The organism is Pseudomonas alloputida, from assembly GCF_021283545.2.
Taxonomy (GTDB): domain Bacteria; phylum Pseudomonadota; class Gammaproteobacteria; order Pseudomonadales; family Pseudomonadaceae; genus Aquipseudomonas; species Aquipseudomonas alloputida.
In genome coordinates, this window is sequence record NZ_CP128540.1 from 4,115,087 (window position 1) to 4,131,960 (window position 16,874).

At 62.3% G+C, this 16,874-nt stretch carries 9 protein-coding genes; 4 read left to right on the forward strand and 5 right to left on the reverse strand.

All coding sequences use genetic code 11. The annotated features are described in order from the left end of the window. Window positions 1-107: 107 nt before the first annotated feature. The 3 genes from nfuA to LU682_RS19100 all read right to left on the reverse strand — a co-directional run bounded on the left by nfuA (window position 108) and on the right by LU682_RS19100 (window position 4,280). A complete protein-coding gene (nfuA, locus tag LU682_RS19090) occupies window positions 108-692 on the reverse strand; it encodes a Fe-S biogenesis protein NfuA (RefSeq protein WP_003250416.1) in 585 nt (194 codons plus the stop codon). A 58-nt stretch (window positions 693-750) separates the two neighbouring features. After that, the gene (locus LU682_RS19095) at window positions 751-1,785 is read right to left on the reverse strand and encodes an acyltransferase family protein (RefSeq protein WP_049587590.1); all 1,035 of its coding nucleotides are present in this window, start codon (window positions 1,783-1,785) and stop codon (window positions 751-753) included. Between the two features lie 194 nt (window positions 1,786-1,979). Next, window positions 1,980-4,280 carry a fatty acid cis/trans isomerase gene (locus LU682_RS19100; protein WP_010953334.1) on the reverse strand — a complete coding sequence of 767 codons (2,301 nt, stop codon included), beginning with the start codon at window positions 4,278-4,280 and terminating at the stop codon, window positions 1,980-1,982. A gap of 182 nt (window positions 4,281-4,462) precedes the next feature. On the opposite strand from LU682_RS19100, the gene metH reads away from it, so the two are divergent. Further along, a complete protein-coding gene (metH, locus tag LU682_RS19105) occupies window positions 4,463-8,170 on the forward strand; it encodes a methionine synthase (RefSeq protein WP_010953333.1) in 3,708 nt (1,235 codons plus the stop codon). Between the two features lie 169 nt (window positions 8,171-8,339). Further along, window positions 8,340-8,555 carry a DUF2970 domain-containing protein gene (locus LU682_RS19110; RefSeq protein WP_004573790.1) on the forward strand — a complete coding sequence of 72 codons (216 nt, stop codon included), beginning with the start codon at window positions 8,340-8,342 and terminating at the stop codon, window positions 8,553-8,555. Between the two features lie 512 nt (window positions 8,556-9,067). Here LU682_RS19110 and LU682_RS19115 read toward each other — a convergent pair. Then, entirely contained in the window at window positions 9,068-10,144 is a 1,077-nt protein-coding gene (locus LU682_RS19115) for an ABC transporter substrate-binding protein (protein WP_010953330.1), read from the reverse strand. 213 nt (window positions 10,145-10,357) lie between these two features. Between LU682_RS19115 and LU682_RS19120 the strand changes: the two genes are divergently transcribed. After that, entirely contained in the window at window positions 10,358-12,010 is a 1,653-nt protein-coding gene (locus LU682_RS19120) for a nitrite/sulfite reductase (RefSeq protein WP_010953329.1), read from the forward strand. After that, window positions 11,994-12,488: a DUF934 domain-containing protein gene (locus tag LU682_RS19125; protein WP_003250391.1), complete on the forward strand. Its 495-nt coding sequence runs from the start codon at window positions 11,994-11,996 to the stop codon at window positions 12,486-12,488. The genes LU682_RS19120 and LU682_RS19125 overlap by 17 nt, the downstream gene beginning before the upstream one ends. Before the next feature lie 46 nt (window positions 12,489-12,534). Here LU682_RS19125 and LU682_RS19130 read toward each other — a convergent pair whose 3' ends face one another. Next, complete coding sequence (locus LU682_RS19130; protein WP_010953328.1) at window positions 12,535-16,722, reverse strand: NEL-type E3 ubiquitin ligase domain-containing protein; 4,188 nt, start codon at window positions 16,720-16,722, stop codon at window positions 12,535-12,537. Window positions 16,723-16,874: the final 152 nt, after the last annotated feature.

The following is a 16,874-nucleotide window of genomic DNA, read 5'->3' on the forward strand; positions in this document are numbered from 1 at the left end:
ACCCGACCATGGCGGGGATGGCCTGCAGCCCTTTGAATACGGGCTGCGGCCTGTTGTCGCAGGGGTTGAAACCGTAACACTTTGTTGCTAAGGGAGCCGCCTTCAACTCAGTAGTAGGCGTTTTCTTTCTGGCTGTGGTCAGTCACGTCGCGCACGCCCTTCAGCTCCGGAATACGCTCGAGCAGGGTGCGCTCGATGCCTTCCTTCAGGGTGACATCGGCCTGGCCGCAACCCTGGCAGCCACCACCGAACTGCAGTACGGCAATGCCGTCATCGACCACGTCCACCAGGCTCACCTGGCCGCCATGGCTGGCCAGGCCGGGGTTGATCTCGGTCTGTAGGTAGTAGTTGATACGTTCGTTGATCGGGCTGTCTTCGTTGACCATCGGCACCTTGGCGTTTGGCGCCTTGATGGTCAGCTGGCCACCCATGCGGTCGGTGGCGTAGTCGACCAGCGCGTCTTCCAGGAAGGGTACGCTGACGGCGTCAAGGTAAGCAGTGAAGCTTTTCAGACCCACGGCGGTGTCGTCAGGCTTCTCTTCGCCCGGCTTGCAGTAGGCGATGCACGTCTCGGCGTACTGGGTGCCCGGCTGGGTGATGAAAATGCGAATGCCGATGCCGGGCGTATTCTGCTTGGAGAGCAGATCGGCCAGGTAGTCATGGGCGGCGTCGGTAATGGTTATAGCGCTCATGTAGGTTCCTCACAGACTTGCGGCCAAGTGTACGCCAACCCAGCCTTCGAACAAAGTCCTAGCAATTGACTCGGGAAAGCGCATATTCAGGGGCCGGCCCCCGTTGCGCCGCCAGCCAGGCCTGCATTCGCCGGTACAGGCCGCGCTCCAGCCACTGGTAGCTGAACCACGACATTAGTCCAATGGACGGCACGCACAGGGCAAATGTCAGGAACGGGTTCAGATGCAGGCGCTGACTGGCGAACCAACCGGCATACAGCACCAGCACATGTATCAGGTACACCGAGTAGGAACAGTCGCCAAGGGCCTTGAGCAGCCGATTGCCCTGGAACAGCGGCTCCATGGCCACGAAGGCCAGGACGATCATCGCACTCGGTAACCCCCAGTGCAGCAAGCGCTGGGAAGCGTCCAGACAGTAGATCGCCATGCCCGCCACACCCAGCAACGCCAGCGGCAACCACCGGCCCTGGCGGATCAGCCCGCGGCGGTACAGTACACCGACACCAATGCCCAGCAGAAACTCGTAGATGATGTCGTTGTTGTAGAAGCGGCTGACCACGCCCATGCGCCCCAGTACCTCACTGACCAGCAACAGAGCGGCAGTCACCAGCAGCAGGTGATGCCGTTGGCGTACCAGGAAGGCCAGGCCGAACAGCAGGTAGAAGAACATCTCGAAGTTCAGCGTCCAGCCCACGTTCAGGGTCGGGTACAGGCCATAGCCACCTGGGTTTTCCGCCGGGATGAACAGCAGCGACAGGAACAGGTGCCGCCAGTCAAACGACTGATGTGGCATCCATTGGCTGAATGCCAGTAGCAATATGGCCATCAGGGCTGTGTAGAACCAGTAGGCAGGGACGATGCGCAGCGCCCGATTGAGCAGGAACTGGCGCGGCTCGACGGTTTTGTCGCGGGTCGACAGGTAGATGACCAGCCCACTGATGACGAAGAAGATGTCGACGCCTACGGCGCCACGGTCGGTGAGCAGTTGGCCGATGGGGCCGGTGGCGTGGAAGTCGAAGAAGATCTGCATGAAATGGTGGCAGACCACCACCCAGGCGGCGAACGCCCGCAGTGCCTGAAGCGAATACAGCATGGAATACCCTGCGCTTGGCGGTGCATTGAGGCCCGTATCGAGTGCAGAGGCCAGCGCCAGCCTTGAGAGCAGCGCCGTACCTGTTGTAGGAGCGGGTTCACCCGCGAAGGGCTGCAAAGCAGCCCCCTTTGCAATCGATCAAGACCACCCACCCGTTCCGACCGCAAGGTACTCGGAAAGGTCAGCCAACCCGATCAGAGGTTCTCGTAGCGGTTCATGTCCAGCACGCCCGCCTCGACCGGTTCGGTCTCCTTGATATAGCTGTTCAGGTCATGGAAATAGCGCCAGAAGGCCGGGTGACTGCGGCGCACACCCCAGCGCATGACAATGCGCTCGAACTTCGCCGCGTCATCTTTGGCGTACTCCATGTCCTCGACGAACTCCGGCACATCCTTGGTCGGGATGTTGAAGATGAAGTTCGGGTAGCTGGAGAGCACCCCCGGGTACAGGGTCAGGGTATCCAGCCCCGGCTGGTAGCGGTACGCCTCACCCAGCAGGAACGCCACGTTGCTGTGCGCGCGGTTGCGCAGCAGGCTGTACACCTGACGCTGGCCGTCCTGCCCTTCGATACGCAGCATGGTCGCCTCGGGCAACTGGTTGATCACCTTCAGCCCGGCCGCCGGGCGTGACACCAGTCGGCTGAGCGACTGCTCGGCATTGCGGAATTCTTCGCTCATCTGCGGCCGTGAGCAGAACGCGCCCTGGCAGCGGTTGATCGGGTCCGGTGCGGCATTCAGGCTGCCGGTGCGCTGCAGCAGCTTCAGTCCAAAGTCGCGTTTGGGGTTGCGCGGGTCGAGCTTGATGCCACTCGGGGTGTCGGTGTCGATGTCTTCATAATCCATCCACATCTTCACCTTGCCACTGTTCTGGTACCAGTCGCCAAGGATCGCCTTGCGCTGGTCGGCCGGCATCAGGCGCAGGAAGTTGACCTCGGCGCCGTTGCGGATCAGGTCGAAATACAGGCGCGTCTGCAACTGGTGCGAAACGTTGCCATACACATCGAAGTTGACCGCCAGCTGGTAATACGTGCGCTCGAACAACGGGTAGTCGAACAGCCACACGGTCAGCGGCACATCCCCCACCAGGCCCTTGGTCACCGATGCGCTGTCGAAGTGACGGAAGATGCTCAGCAGCGCATTGTCGTTACCGGCCCACAGCGTCGACCATCTCGGTGCCGGCATTTCGGCATAGGCTTCACGGCGCAGTTTCTCGTAGTCGTTGCGCTTGTCACGATAGGCGTGCCACAGGCTCAGCACACTGCCCACGTCATCGATCTGACCAGGCATGGCCAGCAGCGGGGTAGCCTCGCCGCGGTACTTGGCATCGGTGATGTAGCGATCGAAGGCCGGCTCCTGGAACAGCGCCCAGAAGTTGTCGCGGATCACGTCGGTGGCAATCTGCCCGCGGCACACCGGGCCACGGATGAAGGTGCGCACGAAGTACTCGGCGTTATCCAGCATGAACTGGTAGCGCGCCACCGCCGGGATCGCCTCGAAGGTTTCAAACGGATTGGCCCGGTGGCGCGGGCCGTAGCCCGGAAGCGCGGCAGCATGCCAGTCACCGGCATAGAACAGCTGCTTCACGCGCTTGAGCTTCTGCGGCCCCATCGGGTAGGTGATGTGCGTCTTGTGCACGATCACGCCCTGCACCGGGATCAACCGGTAGTAGAAGTCCGTGCCCGGTGGGTCGTTGGGGCGGCGGGTGGCAATGATATCGACCGGCTTGCCACTTGGCGTGCGCGAGCGCACCCACTGGAAGAAGTGGCCCTGCTCGCCGCCAGCGAAATGGATGTGCGCCAAAAACAGGTGCTCGTACAGCCAGCGTCCCACCAGCGCCTCGGTGGAACCCGGGCGGTTGAGCAGTTCTTCCCACTCTGCGATCTGCCTGGCTTCGGCCGCGCTCGGCTGGATCGGCTGGTACTCCACCGGCGCACCAGCGGCCAGCCAGCGGCGCATGGTGTCATATTCCTTGTCGGTCAGCCCGGTCACCGCCAGCGGCATGCCCTCCTTGGGGTGTGCGCCGGCATAGGCGTCGAATTCATGGGGCAACGGGCACATGTTGTTGCGGCTCAGGCCCAGGACGATCTCTTCGGGCAGCTTGGCGTTGGGCGTAAGCGGGGTCTTGTGGCCCAACTCCAGCATGCGCGCCATCAACGCGGCCTGACCGCCCTGGTTGTCGAGCACCGAGTAGAAGCCCTTCTTGCGCCATTGCTCTTCGCTGTGTGCGTCGTAGAACAGCCGCGTGGTGGGGACTGCCTTGCTCCGCTCGCCCTGGTACACCGGGACCTTGCTGGCCCCGCGTACCGCGCCTTCAGGGCTTTCCAGCTTGAGCTGGCAGGCGGCGTCGTTGCAGGCGTGGCAGGCCACGCACTTCTCGGTGAAGATCGGTTGAATGTCCCGGGTGTAGGAAATAGCCGGGCTCGACTGGGGGGCCTGCCCGAATACCGCGCCGCTGATGAGCAGGGCGAAGGCGCCGGCAAGGATACGATGCACCATGTGCGGAAAGTCCTGGTTCTTGAAAGCCATCACGATTTGTTGCCTGGTCGTCCTGGGTGCTTCGCGCTGCCTCCACCCGCCCAACATGAGCAGTTTTCATGCAAATGGGCGACATGCCTAAAAACCGCGCAGCTTTGTTATGATTCGGCACCTTCTGATATTCGCCCGACCAGGTAGTTCCTATGTCCGACCGCAGCGCTCGTCTCCAAGCACTCCAGAACGCACTCAAAGAGCGCATCCTGATCCTCGACGGCGGCATGGGTACTATGATCCAAAGCTACCGCCTGGAGGAACACGACTATCGTGGCACGCGTTTTGCCGATTGGCCAAGCGATGTGAAGGGTAACAACGACCTTTTGCTGCTCAGCCGCCCGGACGTGATCGCCGCCATCGAGAAGGCCTACCTGGATGCCGGTGCCGATATTCTCGAAACCAACACCTTCAACGCCACGCAGATTTCCCAGGCCGACTACGGCATGGAGTCGCTGGTTTACGAGTTGAACGTCGAAGGCGCGCGCATCGCTCGCCAGGTTGCCGATGCCAAGACCCTGGAGACGCCGGACAAGCCGCGCTTCGTTGCCGGCGTGCTCGGCCCTACCAGCCGAACCTGCTCGATTTCCCCGGACGTCAACGACCCAGGGTTTCGCAACGTCACCTTCGACGAGTTGGTAGAAAACTACATCGAGGCCACCCGCGGCCTGATCGAAGGCGGCGCCGACCTGATCCTGATCGAAACCATCTTCGACACCCTCAACGCCAAGGCGGCGATCTTCGCCGTGCAGCAAGTGTTCGAGGACGACAACGTCGAACTGCCGATCATGATCTCCGGCACCATCACCGACGCCTCCGGTCGTACCCTGTCGGGCCAGACCACCGAAGCGTTCTGGAACTCGGTGCGTCACGCCAAGCCGATTTCCGTGGGCCTGAACTGCGCCCTCGGCGCCAAGGACCTGCGCCCGTATTTGGAAGAGCTGGCCACCAAGGCCGATACCCACGTGTCCGCCCACCCCAACGCCGGCCTGCCGAACGCCTTCGGCGAGTACGACGAAACCCCGGCCGAGATGGCCGCGGTGGTCGAAGAATTCGCGGCCAGCGGCTTCCTCAACATCATTGGCGGCTGCTGCGGCACCACGCCGGGGCACATCCAGGCCATTGCCGAAGCCGTGGCCAAGTACAAGCCGCGCGAGATCCCGGAAATCGCCAAGGCCTGCCGCCTGTCGGGCCTGGAGCCGTTCACCATCGACCGCCAGTCGCTGTTCGTCAACGTCGGTGAGCGCACCAACATCACCGGTTCCGCCAAGTTCGCCAGGCTGATCCGCGAAGAGAACTATACCGAAGCCCTGGAAGTCGCCCTGCAGCAGGTCGAGGCCGGCGCCCAGGTAATCGACATCAACATGGACGAAGGGATGCTCGACTCCCAGGCGGCCATGGTCCGGTTCCTCAACCTGATCGCGGGTGAGCCGGACATTTCGCGCGTACCGATCATGATCGACTCGTCCAAGTGGGAAGTGATCGAAGCCGGCCTCAAGTGCATCCAGGGCAAGGGCATCGTCAACTCCATTTCCATGAAGGAAGGCGTCGAGCAGTTCAAGCACCACGCCCGCCTGTGCAAGCGCTATGGCGCTGCCGTGGTGGTCATGGCCTTCGACGAAGTCGGCCAGGCCGACACAGCCGCGCGCAAGAAGGAAATCTGCCAGCGCAGCTATGACATCCTGGTCAACGAAGTGGGCTTCCCGCCAGAAGACATCATCTTCGACCCGAACATCTTTGCCGTCGCCACCGGTATCGAAGAGCACAACAACTACGCCGTCGACTTCATCGAGGCCTGTGCCTATATCCGCGACCACCTGCCCCACGCCCTGAGCTCAGGTGGTGTGTCCAACGTGTCGTTCTCGTTCCGTGGCAACAACCCGGTGCGTGAAGCGATCCACTCGGTGTTCCTGTATCACGCGATCCAGAACGGCCTGACCATGGGTATCGTCAACGCCGGCCAGCTGGAGATCTACGACGAGATCCCGGCCCAGCTGCGTGAAAAGGTCGAGGACGTGGTACTCAACCGCACCCCGCATGGCACCGATGCACTGCTGGCCATCGCCGACGACTACAAGGGTGGCGGCGCAACCAAGGAAGTGGAAAACGAAGAGTGGCGCTCGCTGCCGGTGGAAAAACGCCTGGAGCACGCGCTGGTCAAGGGCATCACCGCGTTCATCGTCGAAGACACCGAAGCATGCCGCCAGCAGTGCGCGCGCCCCATCGAAGTGATCGAAGGCCCGCTGATGAACGGCATGAACGTGGTCGGCGACCTGTTCGGCGCGGGTAAAATGTTCCTGCCGCAGGTGGTCAAGTCGGCCCGCGTCATGAAACAGGCCGTTGCTCACCTGATCCCGTTCATCGAAGCCGAAAAAGGCGACAAGCCGGAAGCCAAGGGCAAGATCCTGATGGCCACGGTGAAAGGCGACGTGCACGACATCGGCAAGAACATTGTCGGCGTGGTGCTGGGCTGTAACGGATACGACATCGTCGACCTTGGCGTGATGGTACCGGCGGAGAAGATCCTGCAAACGGCCCGCGAGCAGAAGTGCGACATCATCGGCCTGTCCGGCCTGATTACCCCGTCGCTGGACGAAATGGTCCACGTTGCCCGCGAAATGCAGCGCCAGGGCTTCGAACTGCCGCTGATGATCGGTGGCGCCACCACCTCCAAGGCGCACACTGCAGTCAAGATCGAGCCCAAGTACAGCAACGACGCGGTCATCTACGTCACCGACGCTTCGCGCGCGGTCGGCGTGGCCACCCAGTTGCTGTCCAAAGAACTCAAGCCAGGCTTCGTCGAGAAGACCCGCCTGGAATACGTGGACGTGCGTGAGCGTACCGCCAACCGCAGCGCCCGCACCGAACGCCTCAGCTACGCCCAGGCGATCGCCGCCAAGCCGCAGTACGACTGGGCCGGCTACCAGCCGACGGCGCCCTCCTTCACCGGCGTCAAGGTGCTGGAGGACATCGATTTGCGCACCCTGGCCGAGTACATCGACTGGACGCCGTTCTTCATCTCCTGGGACCTGGCCGGCAAGTTCCCGCGCATCCTCACCGACGAGGTGGTTGGCGAGGCCGCCACGGCGCTGTACAAGGATGCCCGCGAGATGCTCGACAAGCTGATCGATGAGAAGCTGATCAGCGCTCGCGCGGTATTCGGCTTCTGGCCGGCCAACCAGGTGGACGATGACGACATCGAAGTCTACGGCGAAGACGGCCAGGCACTGGCCACCCTGCATCACCTGCGCCAGCAGACCATCAAGCCGGACGGCAAGCCCAACTGGTCGCTGGCCGACTTCGTCGCACCGAAAGACAGTGGCGTTACCGACTACGTAGGTGGTTTCATCACCACCGCCGGCATCGGTGCCGAGGAAGTGGCCAAGGCTTACCAGGACAAGGGCGACGACTACAGCTCGATCATGGTCAAGGCACTGGCCGACCGCCTGGCCGAAGCCTGTGCCGAATGGCTGCACGAGCAGGTGCGTAAAGAGCACTGGGGCTATGCCCGCGACGAGCACCTGGACAACGAGGCGCTGATCAAGGAACAGTACAGCGGCATCCGCCCTGCGCCGGGTTATCCGGCCTGCCCCGACCACACTGAAAAGGAAACTCTGTTCCGCCTGCTCGATGGCACCGCCATCGGTGAAACCGGGCCGAGCGGGGTGTACCTCACCGAGCACTTCGCGATGTTCCCGGCGGCGGCGGTCAGCGGCTGGTACTTCGCCCACCCGCAGGCGAAGTATTTTGCCGTAGGCAAGGTCGACAAGGACCAGATCGAGCGTTACAGCGCACGCAAAGGCCAGGATATCAGCGTGAGCGAGCGCTGGCTGGCGCCTAACCTGGGGTATGACAGCTAAACGACTGCGCTGGCTTCTTCGCGGGCTTGCCCACACAGGTATGACACAGCCCTCAAGGGCAGTCATTTACCTGTTGGAACGGGTTTCCCCGCGAAGAGGCCGGTACGGGCAACCTCACAACCATTGCCTACACTGTCCCTGATTGCCTCTGATTTCCCCAGGAGCCACCATGGACGATTCCAGCCAGGGCAAACCCCCGACCTTCTGGCAGATGCTGCACAGCATCCTCGCTGCCGCCTTCGGCGTGCAAAGCGGCAAAAACCGCGCACGCGACTTCACCCACGGCAAGGCCAGCCACTTCATTGCGCTGGGGGCGCTGTTCACCCTGGTGTTCATTGCGGTATTGATCGGGCTGGTGCAGTTGGCCCTGCACCTGACCCGCTAACCTGTGCCGGCCTCTTCGCGGGTGAACCCGCGCCTACAGCGGCCTGTGTCCAACCCCCGACCTGTGTCCACCCTCGTTCAGGCGTAGGAGCGGGTTTACCCGCGAATACGGTAGCGGCGGCAACGGTGAACGGCAGGTGGAAATTGGCCAGCAGGCCCGGCCCTTTCGCGGGTAAACCTGCCCCTACGACGGTCCTGCGCCATTCTCAAGGGATATGTTTTCACCGCGAAGAGGCGGCCACAGGCAATAAGAAAGCGCCTGCGAGATTCCCTCCCGCAGACGCCCCTGCTACATCACGGTCTTGAGTTGCAAGTCACTGGTGGCTGACCCAATACACGGCAGTGACCACCACCAGAACGATCAGGCAGAGGATCGCCCAGGCATCGACGCTGCTGTCAGCTTTGCGGACCTTGGTTGAGTTTCCCATTGCATTGCCTCTTGTAGTGGTTATGGGAATGCACTTCACCACCAGCAGTTAAGACGAGCAATGCCCTTCCCTCAAGCAGGGTCATTCAATATTCGACCGGTGACGCCAGAAACGGGTAACGGTACCCGGGCGGCCGCCCTTCGGCACTGTAACGCCGAAAATCGACGCCGTAGTCGTCCCTTTCCAACAGCTTCAGCCAACGCCTGGCCTTGGCCTGATCGATTTCCTGCAATACCGGAATACGGCGTTCGCGCACGCCGTCGCGGTTCAACGCCAGCCCGTGGGCATCATCGTGCAGCATCACCATGGCCCAACCGCCAAGGGTGAAATGCCCACCCATCAGTACGCTCAGGCGCCCATCGATACGCGCGCGCAAGGCTTCGGGCGAGCTGTTGACGGCAGCGAACAGCACGTCACGCCCCGGCGTGTGCCCGGCCTCCTCGAACGCCTGCATGGCACCAAAGGCCATCTGGTCATTAGCCGACCACACCAGCCGGGTGGCCGGGTAACGTTCCAGCAACTGCTTCGCTTGCTCATAGGCGCGCTGGCGGTTCCAGCCGCCGTATACCACTTGCCGCAAGCGCACCTGAGGGAAATCGGCCAGGGCGCGGCGCATGCCCTCAACGCGCAACTGCGAGGCGGGGGTGGTCTTGACCCCGGCAAAAGCCACCAGATCCACCGGCCCTGCGTCGCGAGGCAGCTGCGCGAGCATCAGGTGCAACATCTGGAAGCCTGCCTGCTCGTCGTTGCTCATCAAGGTACCCAGTGGCTCGGCATACTTGTCGGGCTGGCCCTCGATGCTGAGGCGCTGGCTGGCGGTCAGGCCATTGTTGACCAGCAGCAGCTTCACCCCGGTGCCACGCGACAGGCGCAGGATTTCCGGTGCCACGTACTGCTCGTTGACCAGCACCAGGTAATCCGGCCGCTGCGGCGCGCTCAGGATCGCCCGGGCCTGGGTCAGTGTCAGGTCGGCGCGGCGCTCGCTATATTGCACCTGCAGGGTCATGCCCAGCTCGTCCGCGGCGGCCTGCATGAAGCGGGTATAGCTGGTCCAGAATGTCTCGGTGGACAGCCCCGGGTTGAGAAACACCACCGAAGCCGGTTGCGCATTTGCCACCAGTGGCAAGACAAGGCACAAGCTTTGGCACAGGGCCTTGAGCATGGGGTCACATCTCTGCGAAGCAAACACCGGATTATAAACGCCTGGCGATGCTCAGCGCACAAATGGCAGTCAATCTCACATAGTCCATTTGGTTCTTTTCATATGCAAAAACATCACTTTAGCGCATAACCGCAACCTGCTATCGTTCCCCGGCTCCGTACCGGAGTGCGCGGCCGTGCGCGCGAATAGCTGCATGCCTGAGACAGGACTTTTATGTACGTATACGACGAGTACGATCAGCGGATCATCGAGGACCGCGTCAAGCAGTTCCGTGATCAGACCCGCCGCTACCTGGCCGGTGAGCTGAGCGAAGAAGAATTCCGCCCTCTGCGCCTGCAGAACGGCCTATACATCCAACGTTTCGCGCCGATGCTGCGTGTCGCGGTGCCGTACGGCCAGCTGAACGCCAACCAGGTCCGCACCCTGGCCAAGATCGCTCGCGACTATGACAAGGGCTACGCCCACATTTCCACCCGCCAGAACGTGCAGTTCAACTGGCCGGCGCTGGAAGACATCCCCGACATCCTCGCCGAACTGGCCACCGTGCAGATGCACGCGATCCAGACCAGCGGCAACTGCCTGCGCAATACCACCACCGACCAGTTCGCCGGTGTGGCCGCAGACGAAATCGTCGACCCGCGCCCGTGGTGTGAAATCGTCCGTCAGTGGACCACCTTCCACCCGGAATTCGCCTACCTGCCACGCAAGTTCAAGATCGCCATCAACGGCTCGCAGGAAGACCGCGCCGCCATCGAAGTGCACGACATTGGCCTTGAGCCGGTGCGCAACGCTGCCGGCGAACTGGGCTTCCGTGTGCTGGTAGGTGGTGGCCTGGGCCGTACCCCGGTGGTGGGCTCGTTCATCAACGAGTTCCTGCCGTGGCAGGACCTGATCAGCTACCTCGACGCCATCCTGCGCGTGTACAACCGTTACGGTCGCCGTGACAACAAGTACAAGGCGCGGATCAAGATCCTGGTCAAGGCCCTTACCCCGGAAGTGTTCGCCGAAAAGGTCGAGGCCGAAATGGTCCACCTGCGTGGCGGCACCACCACCCTGACCGAAGCCGAAGTGCAGCGCGTATCGCGCCACTTCGTCGACCCCGAGTACCTCGCACTCGACAACGTCGACTACACCGCCCTGGATGCCGAGCACCCAGGGTTCGCCCGCTGGCGCTCGCGCAACACCCGCGCCCACAAGCGCCCGGGCTACGTGGCTGTGACCCTGTCACTCAAGCCTACCGGTGTTGCCCCGGGCGACGTGACCGACAAGCAGCTGGACGCCGTGGCCGACCTGGCCGAACGCTACAGCTTCGGCTTCCTGCGCACCTCGCACGAGCAGAACATCATCCTCGCCGACGTCGAGCAGCGCCAGTTGCACGCGCTGTGGCTTGAACTGCGCGAGAGCGGCTTCGCCACCCCGAACATCGGCCTGCTGACCGACATCATCTGCTGCCCGGGTGGCGACTACTGCTCGCTGGCCAACGCCAAGTCGATCCCGATTGCCGAGTCCATCCAGCGCCGCTTCGACGACCTGGACTACCTGTTCGACATCGGCGAAATCGACCTGAACATCTCCGGCTGCATGAACGCCTGCGGCCACCACCACGTGGGCCACATCGGCATCCTCGGCGTGGACAAGAAGGGTGAGGAGTTCTACCAGGTGTCGCTGGGCGGCAACGCCGCACGCGGCGCAAGCCTGGGCAAGATCCTTGGCCCGTCCTTCGCGCAGGATGACATGGCCGATGTGATCGAGAAGCTGATCGCCGTGTACGTCGAGCAACGTACCGAGGAAGAGCGTTTCATCGACACCTACCAGCGTATCGGCATCGACCCCTTCAAGGAACGCGTCTATGCAGCGAATCATTAAGAACAACCAGATCGTCGACGAAACCTGGCACCTGCTGCCCAAGGAAACCTCGTTCGACGAGCTGACCAACTGCGACGACTACATCGTGCCGCTGCAAATGTGGCGCGACCATGCCCACGTGCTCAAGGCCCGCGATGGCGGCCTGGGTGTATGGCTGGACAGCGACCAGGAAGCGGAGGAAATCGGTGAAGACGTGCACCACTTCCAGGTCATCGCCCTGAACTTCCCGGCATTCACCGACGGCCGCAGCTACTCCAATGCGCGTCTGCTGCGTGACCGCTACAAGTTCAAGGGCGAACTGCGCGCCATCGGCGATGTGCTGCGCGACCAGCTGTTCTTCATGGCCCGCTGCGGCTTCGACGCATTCGCCATCCGTGCCGACAAGGACCCGGAAGACGCGCTGCAAAGCCTGAAGGACTTCTCGGTGACCTACCAGGCCGCCACCGACGAACCGCTGCCGCTGTTCCGCCGCCGCTGATCGTCCCGCCCCAGCGAACAGCCCGCCTCTCGGCGGGCTGTTTCGTTCACAGGCCGTGGCGCTGGATTGCCTCACGGCTCAACTCAAGCAAAAGCTGCCGTTTCGCGACCTCACGCGCTGCGCAGATATGCTCGACCTGGGCAAAATAGTCGCCATCACTCAGCGTTTTCGATTGTTCGAGCAACGCATCCAGGCGCTGCTGAAAAGGCTCGTCCAGGCGGCTGAAGCGCGCCGCCTGCTGCTCCTGCAGGTAGTCCTGCCAGAAGGTTCGATCTGCCAGCGCCTGCGCCAAGGCTTGTGGCGTTTCCTGCCGCAGCACCTCGCTGCGCGCGGCGTCCAGGTCTTCACGGCCAACTCCACTGAAACTCTCGTACGAAAGATGGCTGGGCTGCACGGGAAGGTCGAGACTATCTGCCAGCCTGACGCGATAGGTCAGGTAAACCTCAACGGGATCGTTCGAGAAGTAATCCGCAATATGCCGCGCGGCAATTGCGTTGACTTTGTCCAGGCGGAACAACGAACGCCCCAGCCTGACCAGCGCCCGCTCCTTCTGTAACCCGGTACCGGCTGTACCGGCCTTGGCGACCAGCGCGCCAACCTCCAGCTCGCTGAGCGTCAGCAGCAACTCGTCACTGCAACTGCGCGGCCGGGCAACTTGCTCGAACAGGCTCGCGCGTACTTCAGCGTGCTGCTCGCAGGCCTCGAGGATATGCCACACCCGGGCCTGCAGGTCGCGCGGTTGTGCGTCGTATTCACGCAGGGCGCGTAAATCAGAGAAAAAGCGGAACAGATCCTGCGCCCCGGCTTCCTGGTTCAAGCGGTTCCAGCTCGCCAATCGCACCTCGCGCTGGGCCGGCGTGAATCCTGACAACCAAGGGGCTGCAGCATTCGGGATCGCAGTGGCATGGGCTACACGTCGCCGCTCAGCGGCCCCGGCCGACGCCCTGGCCAACTGCAAGCGCTGCAGGGTTTCGTCCGAGAGTGGATTGTCGTGCAGCTCCAGGCCCCGCCACAGGCGAAGCGGCACTAAAGACAACGCTTCAGGCAGCGTCTGGATCTGGTTGTCACGCATGTCCAGCAACTCCAGATTACCGTGCCTGGCCAGATCAGCGGGCAGTTCGCCCAGCCCGGTGTTGCGCAAGGACAGCCGGCGCAGCAGGGGGAAAGACGCCAAGGGTGGCAGCAAACCGACCGGGTTGCCGTTGAGCTCCAGGCGGCGCAGTTCCACAAGCTGGCTCAAACGCAGGTTATCCTCGCTGGAAAGCACGATCTGGTTGCCGCCAAGGCGCAGGGTCCTCAGTTCGGTCAGTTGCTCGATACCTGCGGGAAGGCGCGTCAGCTGGTTGTTCCGCAAGTCCAGGTTGCGTACCTTGCTGAAGCGACCAAGAAAGCCTGCATCAAGGCTCGTCACCTGCATATCGCGCAGGGTCAGGTGCGTGATGTGGTCGAAACTCACATTGTCAGGCAAGGTCGGCAACTCACCCACCCGCTCACCCACGAGGGTCAGGTGGTAGTCACCCGCCACCTCCCCTGGGGTAAAGCGCTGCCAGCTTGCCGTAATGCGCCTGGCAACCTTGAAACGACGCAGGCGGCGAACAATGTTCAGTCCTGCGTCATTTCGCCAGGCTTGCAATGCCTGCTTGAGGCTGACCTTGGCCTGTAGCAGTTGGCTCACATGGTTCCAGGGGTCCACTCCCCGCCAAGCCAGGTCTTGCAGATAGGCCTCCAGCTGCTCACTGCTCATCACCGGATACACGTGGTTCAACGTGCGCCGCAGTGCCTGGCGAGTCCCTGTCAGGTGGCCACTGAGCGGGTAGCCCAACCGTCCATCGAACAACCGTACAGGAGGGCGAATCCCCTGCCCCACACGGGCCAGCCCAATCATTCGGGCCGCCGCTTCACGGTCAGCGAGTGCCTCACGCCCAAGCCGCTCACCCAGTGCGTCATCCGTCATCTGGCTAATACCAAGCAACTGTCGCTGGCGGCTGTCCAGCTGCCGTCTCAACGTCTGCAGCAACCCACCCCTGCCCGCGGCAGGCAGCTCAACGTTGACCCCAGCCGACCAAGGGGCGATGGCATCGATCAGGCCCAGCGCGAGCTTACCGGTATCGTCATTTTCTGCGGCGGCCTGGCGCAACCCTGCGCAGGCACGGTCTATCCGGCTGTCGCGTATTGCCCAGCGGGCACGCTCCGCCAAGGCCAGGGGTACCCGGCCTGCACCCGTCAGGCTCTCCATCTCGATGCTGCTGGCCCCCTCGACGATTTCCCGTGCGCAGCGGTGGGAAAGGCCTGGGAAGTCCCGCATCAATACGCGGTCCGCTGCTTGCGGGCTGATCTGTCGCTCGTTGAAGACCTCCTCGAAAGCGTCCCCCCGCAACATCGGGAAATCACGGTGCAATTGCTGGCGTTCGATGGCATCGAGCAAGCGTGCCGGCGCGGGCGCATTTTCCAGCAGCAAACGGCGCAGGCAGTCAGCCTCGAAACCGGTGGTCTGCAGCGCTACAGATACCGCCTCATCGGGCACCTGCGCCGTGCGGCTGGCAAGGCGGCGCACCATGTAGGCGGGGTCATGCCAGCGCTGCGGTTGCTCGAACTCATGCACCCATCCCCCGGCACCATTGTGCTCAAGTGCTGGTGAATACGCCCCTGGCCTTGATGGGTGATGAATACGCCATGCGCCATCGTCCCCTTCGCTCACCTCATAGACAGCATCGTGCAGGCGCCTCAGCGAACGGCCAGTTTCATTCACGGCCTGGCCTACCATCAGATCGACGCCCTCACGCTGATAGCCCGACAAGGACGGATCACACAGCCGCAACTGGCCATCGCCCAGGCTTACTGGCACCATGGCATCCACCCGCGCCACTCGCTGTGCCAGCTTGCCAAGTGCCGTCGCTCCGGCCGCCGTCACCGCCGCCATCACGACCGTGTCGGCCACGTTGAACAAGTGGCCCAATGCGGCGTCGCGATCACCCAACTGCCAATCCTGGTAGCCTTCGTACACCTCACCCGCCAGTTGCACCACCGTAAGCCCCAGCAGGGCCTGCCCCAACACAGGCACAAACAGCGCTGCCAGGCCTGCCACGCTCAACCCCAAATCCAGATAGCCCTGCAAACGTGCGCGACGGTCGGCGACATCTTCATCCTCTGTCGAAACCGCCAATACCCGTGCGTCATCCAGCATTTTTTCGATCCGGGCTTGGCGCAGCGCGACGAACACGTCGCCCTCGATCGCAAAACAGCGGCCATCCAGCTCAAGCGGAAGAACAGTATTACCGTGGCTGAGCAGTGCGTTCAGGGCCGCGCAGAAGGCGATGCGATCACGCTCTGCGACGAAGCGCTGGAAGTAGCGCCGATAGGCCTCATTACGCAAGCGTATGCCAAGCGTCATGTACAGCAGCTCCCAGCTGGTGTGCCAACTCACCGGGGCATACGGGTCCTCAGGGAACCACGCGATAACGCCAAGCAGGCGGGCGTTCTGACGCACTTCGATCACCAGTGCGCCAATGACCTCCTTCCCCAACAGCCGCAGGGTGTGACACTTCAACACGGCGTTGTCGGCTGGCAGGAAAGACGCTGTGCCCACCGCCTGGTTGATCCACTGACAGGTCTGCTCATCGATTTCATCCTTGATCCTTGCGGCGATTGCAGCAAGCGCCAGGTTGGCCCTCAACGCCTCCTCCAGGGTGCTCTCGACGGCCCCCCCCTCGCCTTCAAGCTTCGATTGCAAATGGCTTTGATAACGCCTGCCAATATCAATGTCTCTGCAAAGGCGGACAAAGGCTTGCGCACTTAGCGGCAGCAGGTGCCCGCTGGCAGTGACCAACTGCGACCCGGCCGCGAACCAGCCAGGCTGCATTTCCTTTTCGTGGAAGTTATGCAGTGCCGCCGAGAGAAGCGTCTGGGTGCTGACGATGCGTGTTGACGTGCTAGGTAAAGCAGGCGATATCGACGGTTTTGGCTGGAGGGTCACCAACCTGAGCTGAGCCTGGCGCAGGTCTACCTGCTTGATCGAACGGGCCTCGGGCGCACGTTTGAGCAACGACTCGGCGAACTCATCCAAGGGGGTTATGGCCCCTAACCAGGCGTCTACTTGGTCCTGCGCCCGCTGTTGGCGCAAAGCAGCGGCGCGCAGCTCTGTCAGCTCTTGGGCAGACGCGCGCTTGAGCCAGCCTGGCAACTGACGGGCAATCAGCGCATCGATGGAATCGGCAGGTATTACGGAAGGGGTCATGGGCAGCCTCAACGCTTGATAAAAAAGCGCTAGCTGAACAAGGTTCCAATCCCCTCTGGCCCTATTTATGTAGTGAATGCACAACTTGAAAATGTATTTGTGCCTACAGGTCAAATGACTTTGGCGCCATAGCGGCTTATTCGCTGCCGTTC

Bases quoted from the DNA above. Each gene is read 5' to 3' on its own strand.
- metH (WP_010953333.1), top strand. From the start codon at position 4,463: ATGTCCGACCGCAGCGCTCGTCTCCAAGCACTCCAGAACGCACTCAAA.
- LU682_RS19130 (WP_010953328.1), bottom strand. From the start codon at position 16,722: ATGACCCCTTCCGTAATACCTGCCGATTCCATCGATGCGCTGATTGCC.
- LU682_RS19095 (WP_049587590.1), bottom strand. From the start codon at position 1,785: ATGCTGTATTCGCTTCAGGCACTGCGGGCGTTCGCCGCCTGGGTGGTG.
- LU682_RS19100 (WP_010953334.1), bottom strand. From the start codon at position 4,280: ATGGTGCATCGTATCCTTGCCGGCGCCTTCGCCCTGCTCATCAGCGGC.
- LU682_RS19120 (WP_010953329.1), top strand. From the start codon at position 10,358: ATGTACGTATACGACGAGTACGATCAGCGGATCATCGAGGACCGCGTC.
- LU682_RS19115 (WP_010953330.1), bottom strand. From the start codon at position 10,144: ATGCTCAAGGCCCTGTGCCAAAGCTTGTGCCTTGTCTTGCCACTGGTG.
- nfuA (WP_003250416.1), bottom strand. From the start codon at position 692: ATGAGCGCTATAACCATTACCGACGCCGCCCATGACTACCTGGCCGAT.
- LU682_RS19110 (WP_004573790.1), top strand. From the start codon at position 8,340: ATGGACGATTCCAGCCAGGGCAAACCCCCGACCTTCTGGCAGATGCTG.
- LU682_RS19125 (WP_003250391.1), top strand. From the start codon at position 11,994: ATGCAGCGAATCATTAAGAACAACCAGATCGTCGACGAAACCTGGCAC.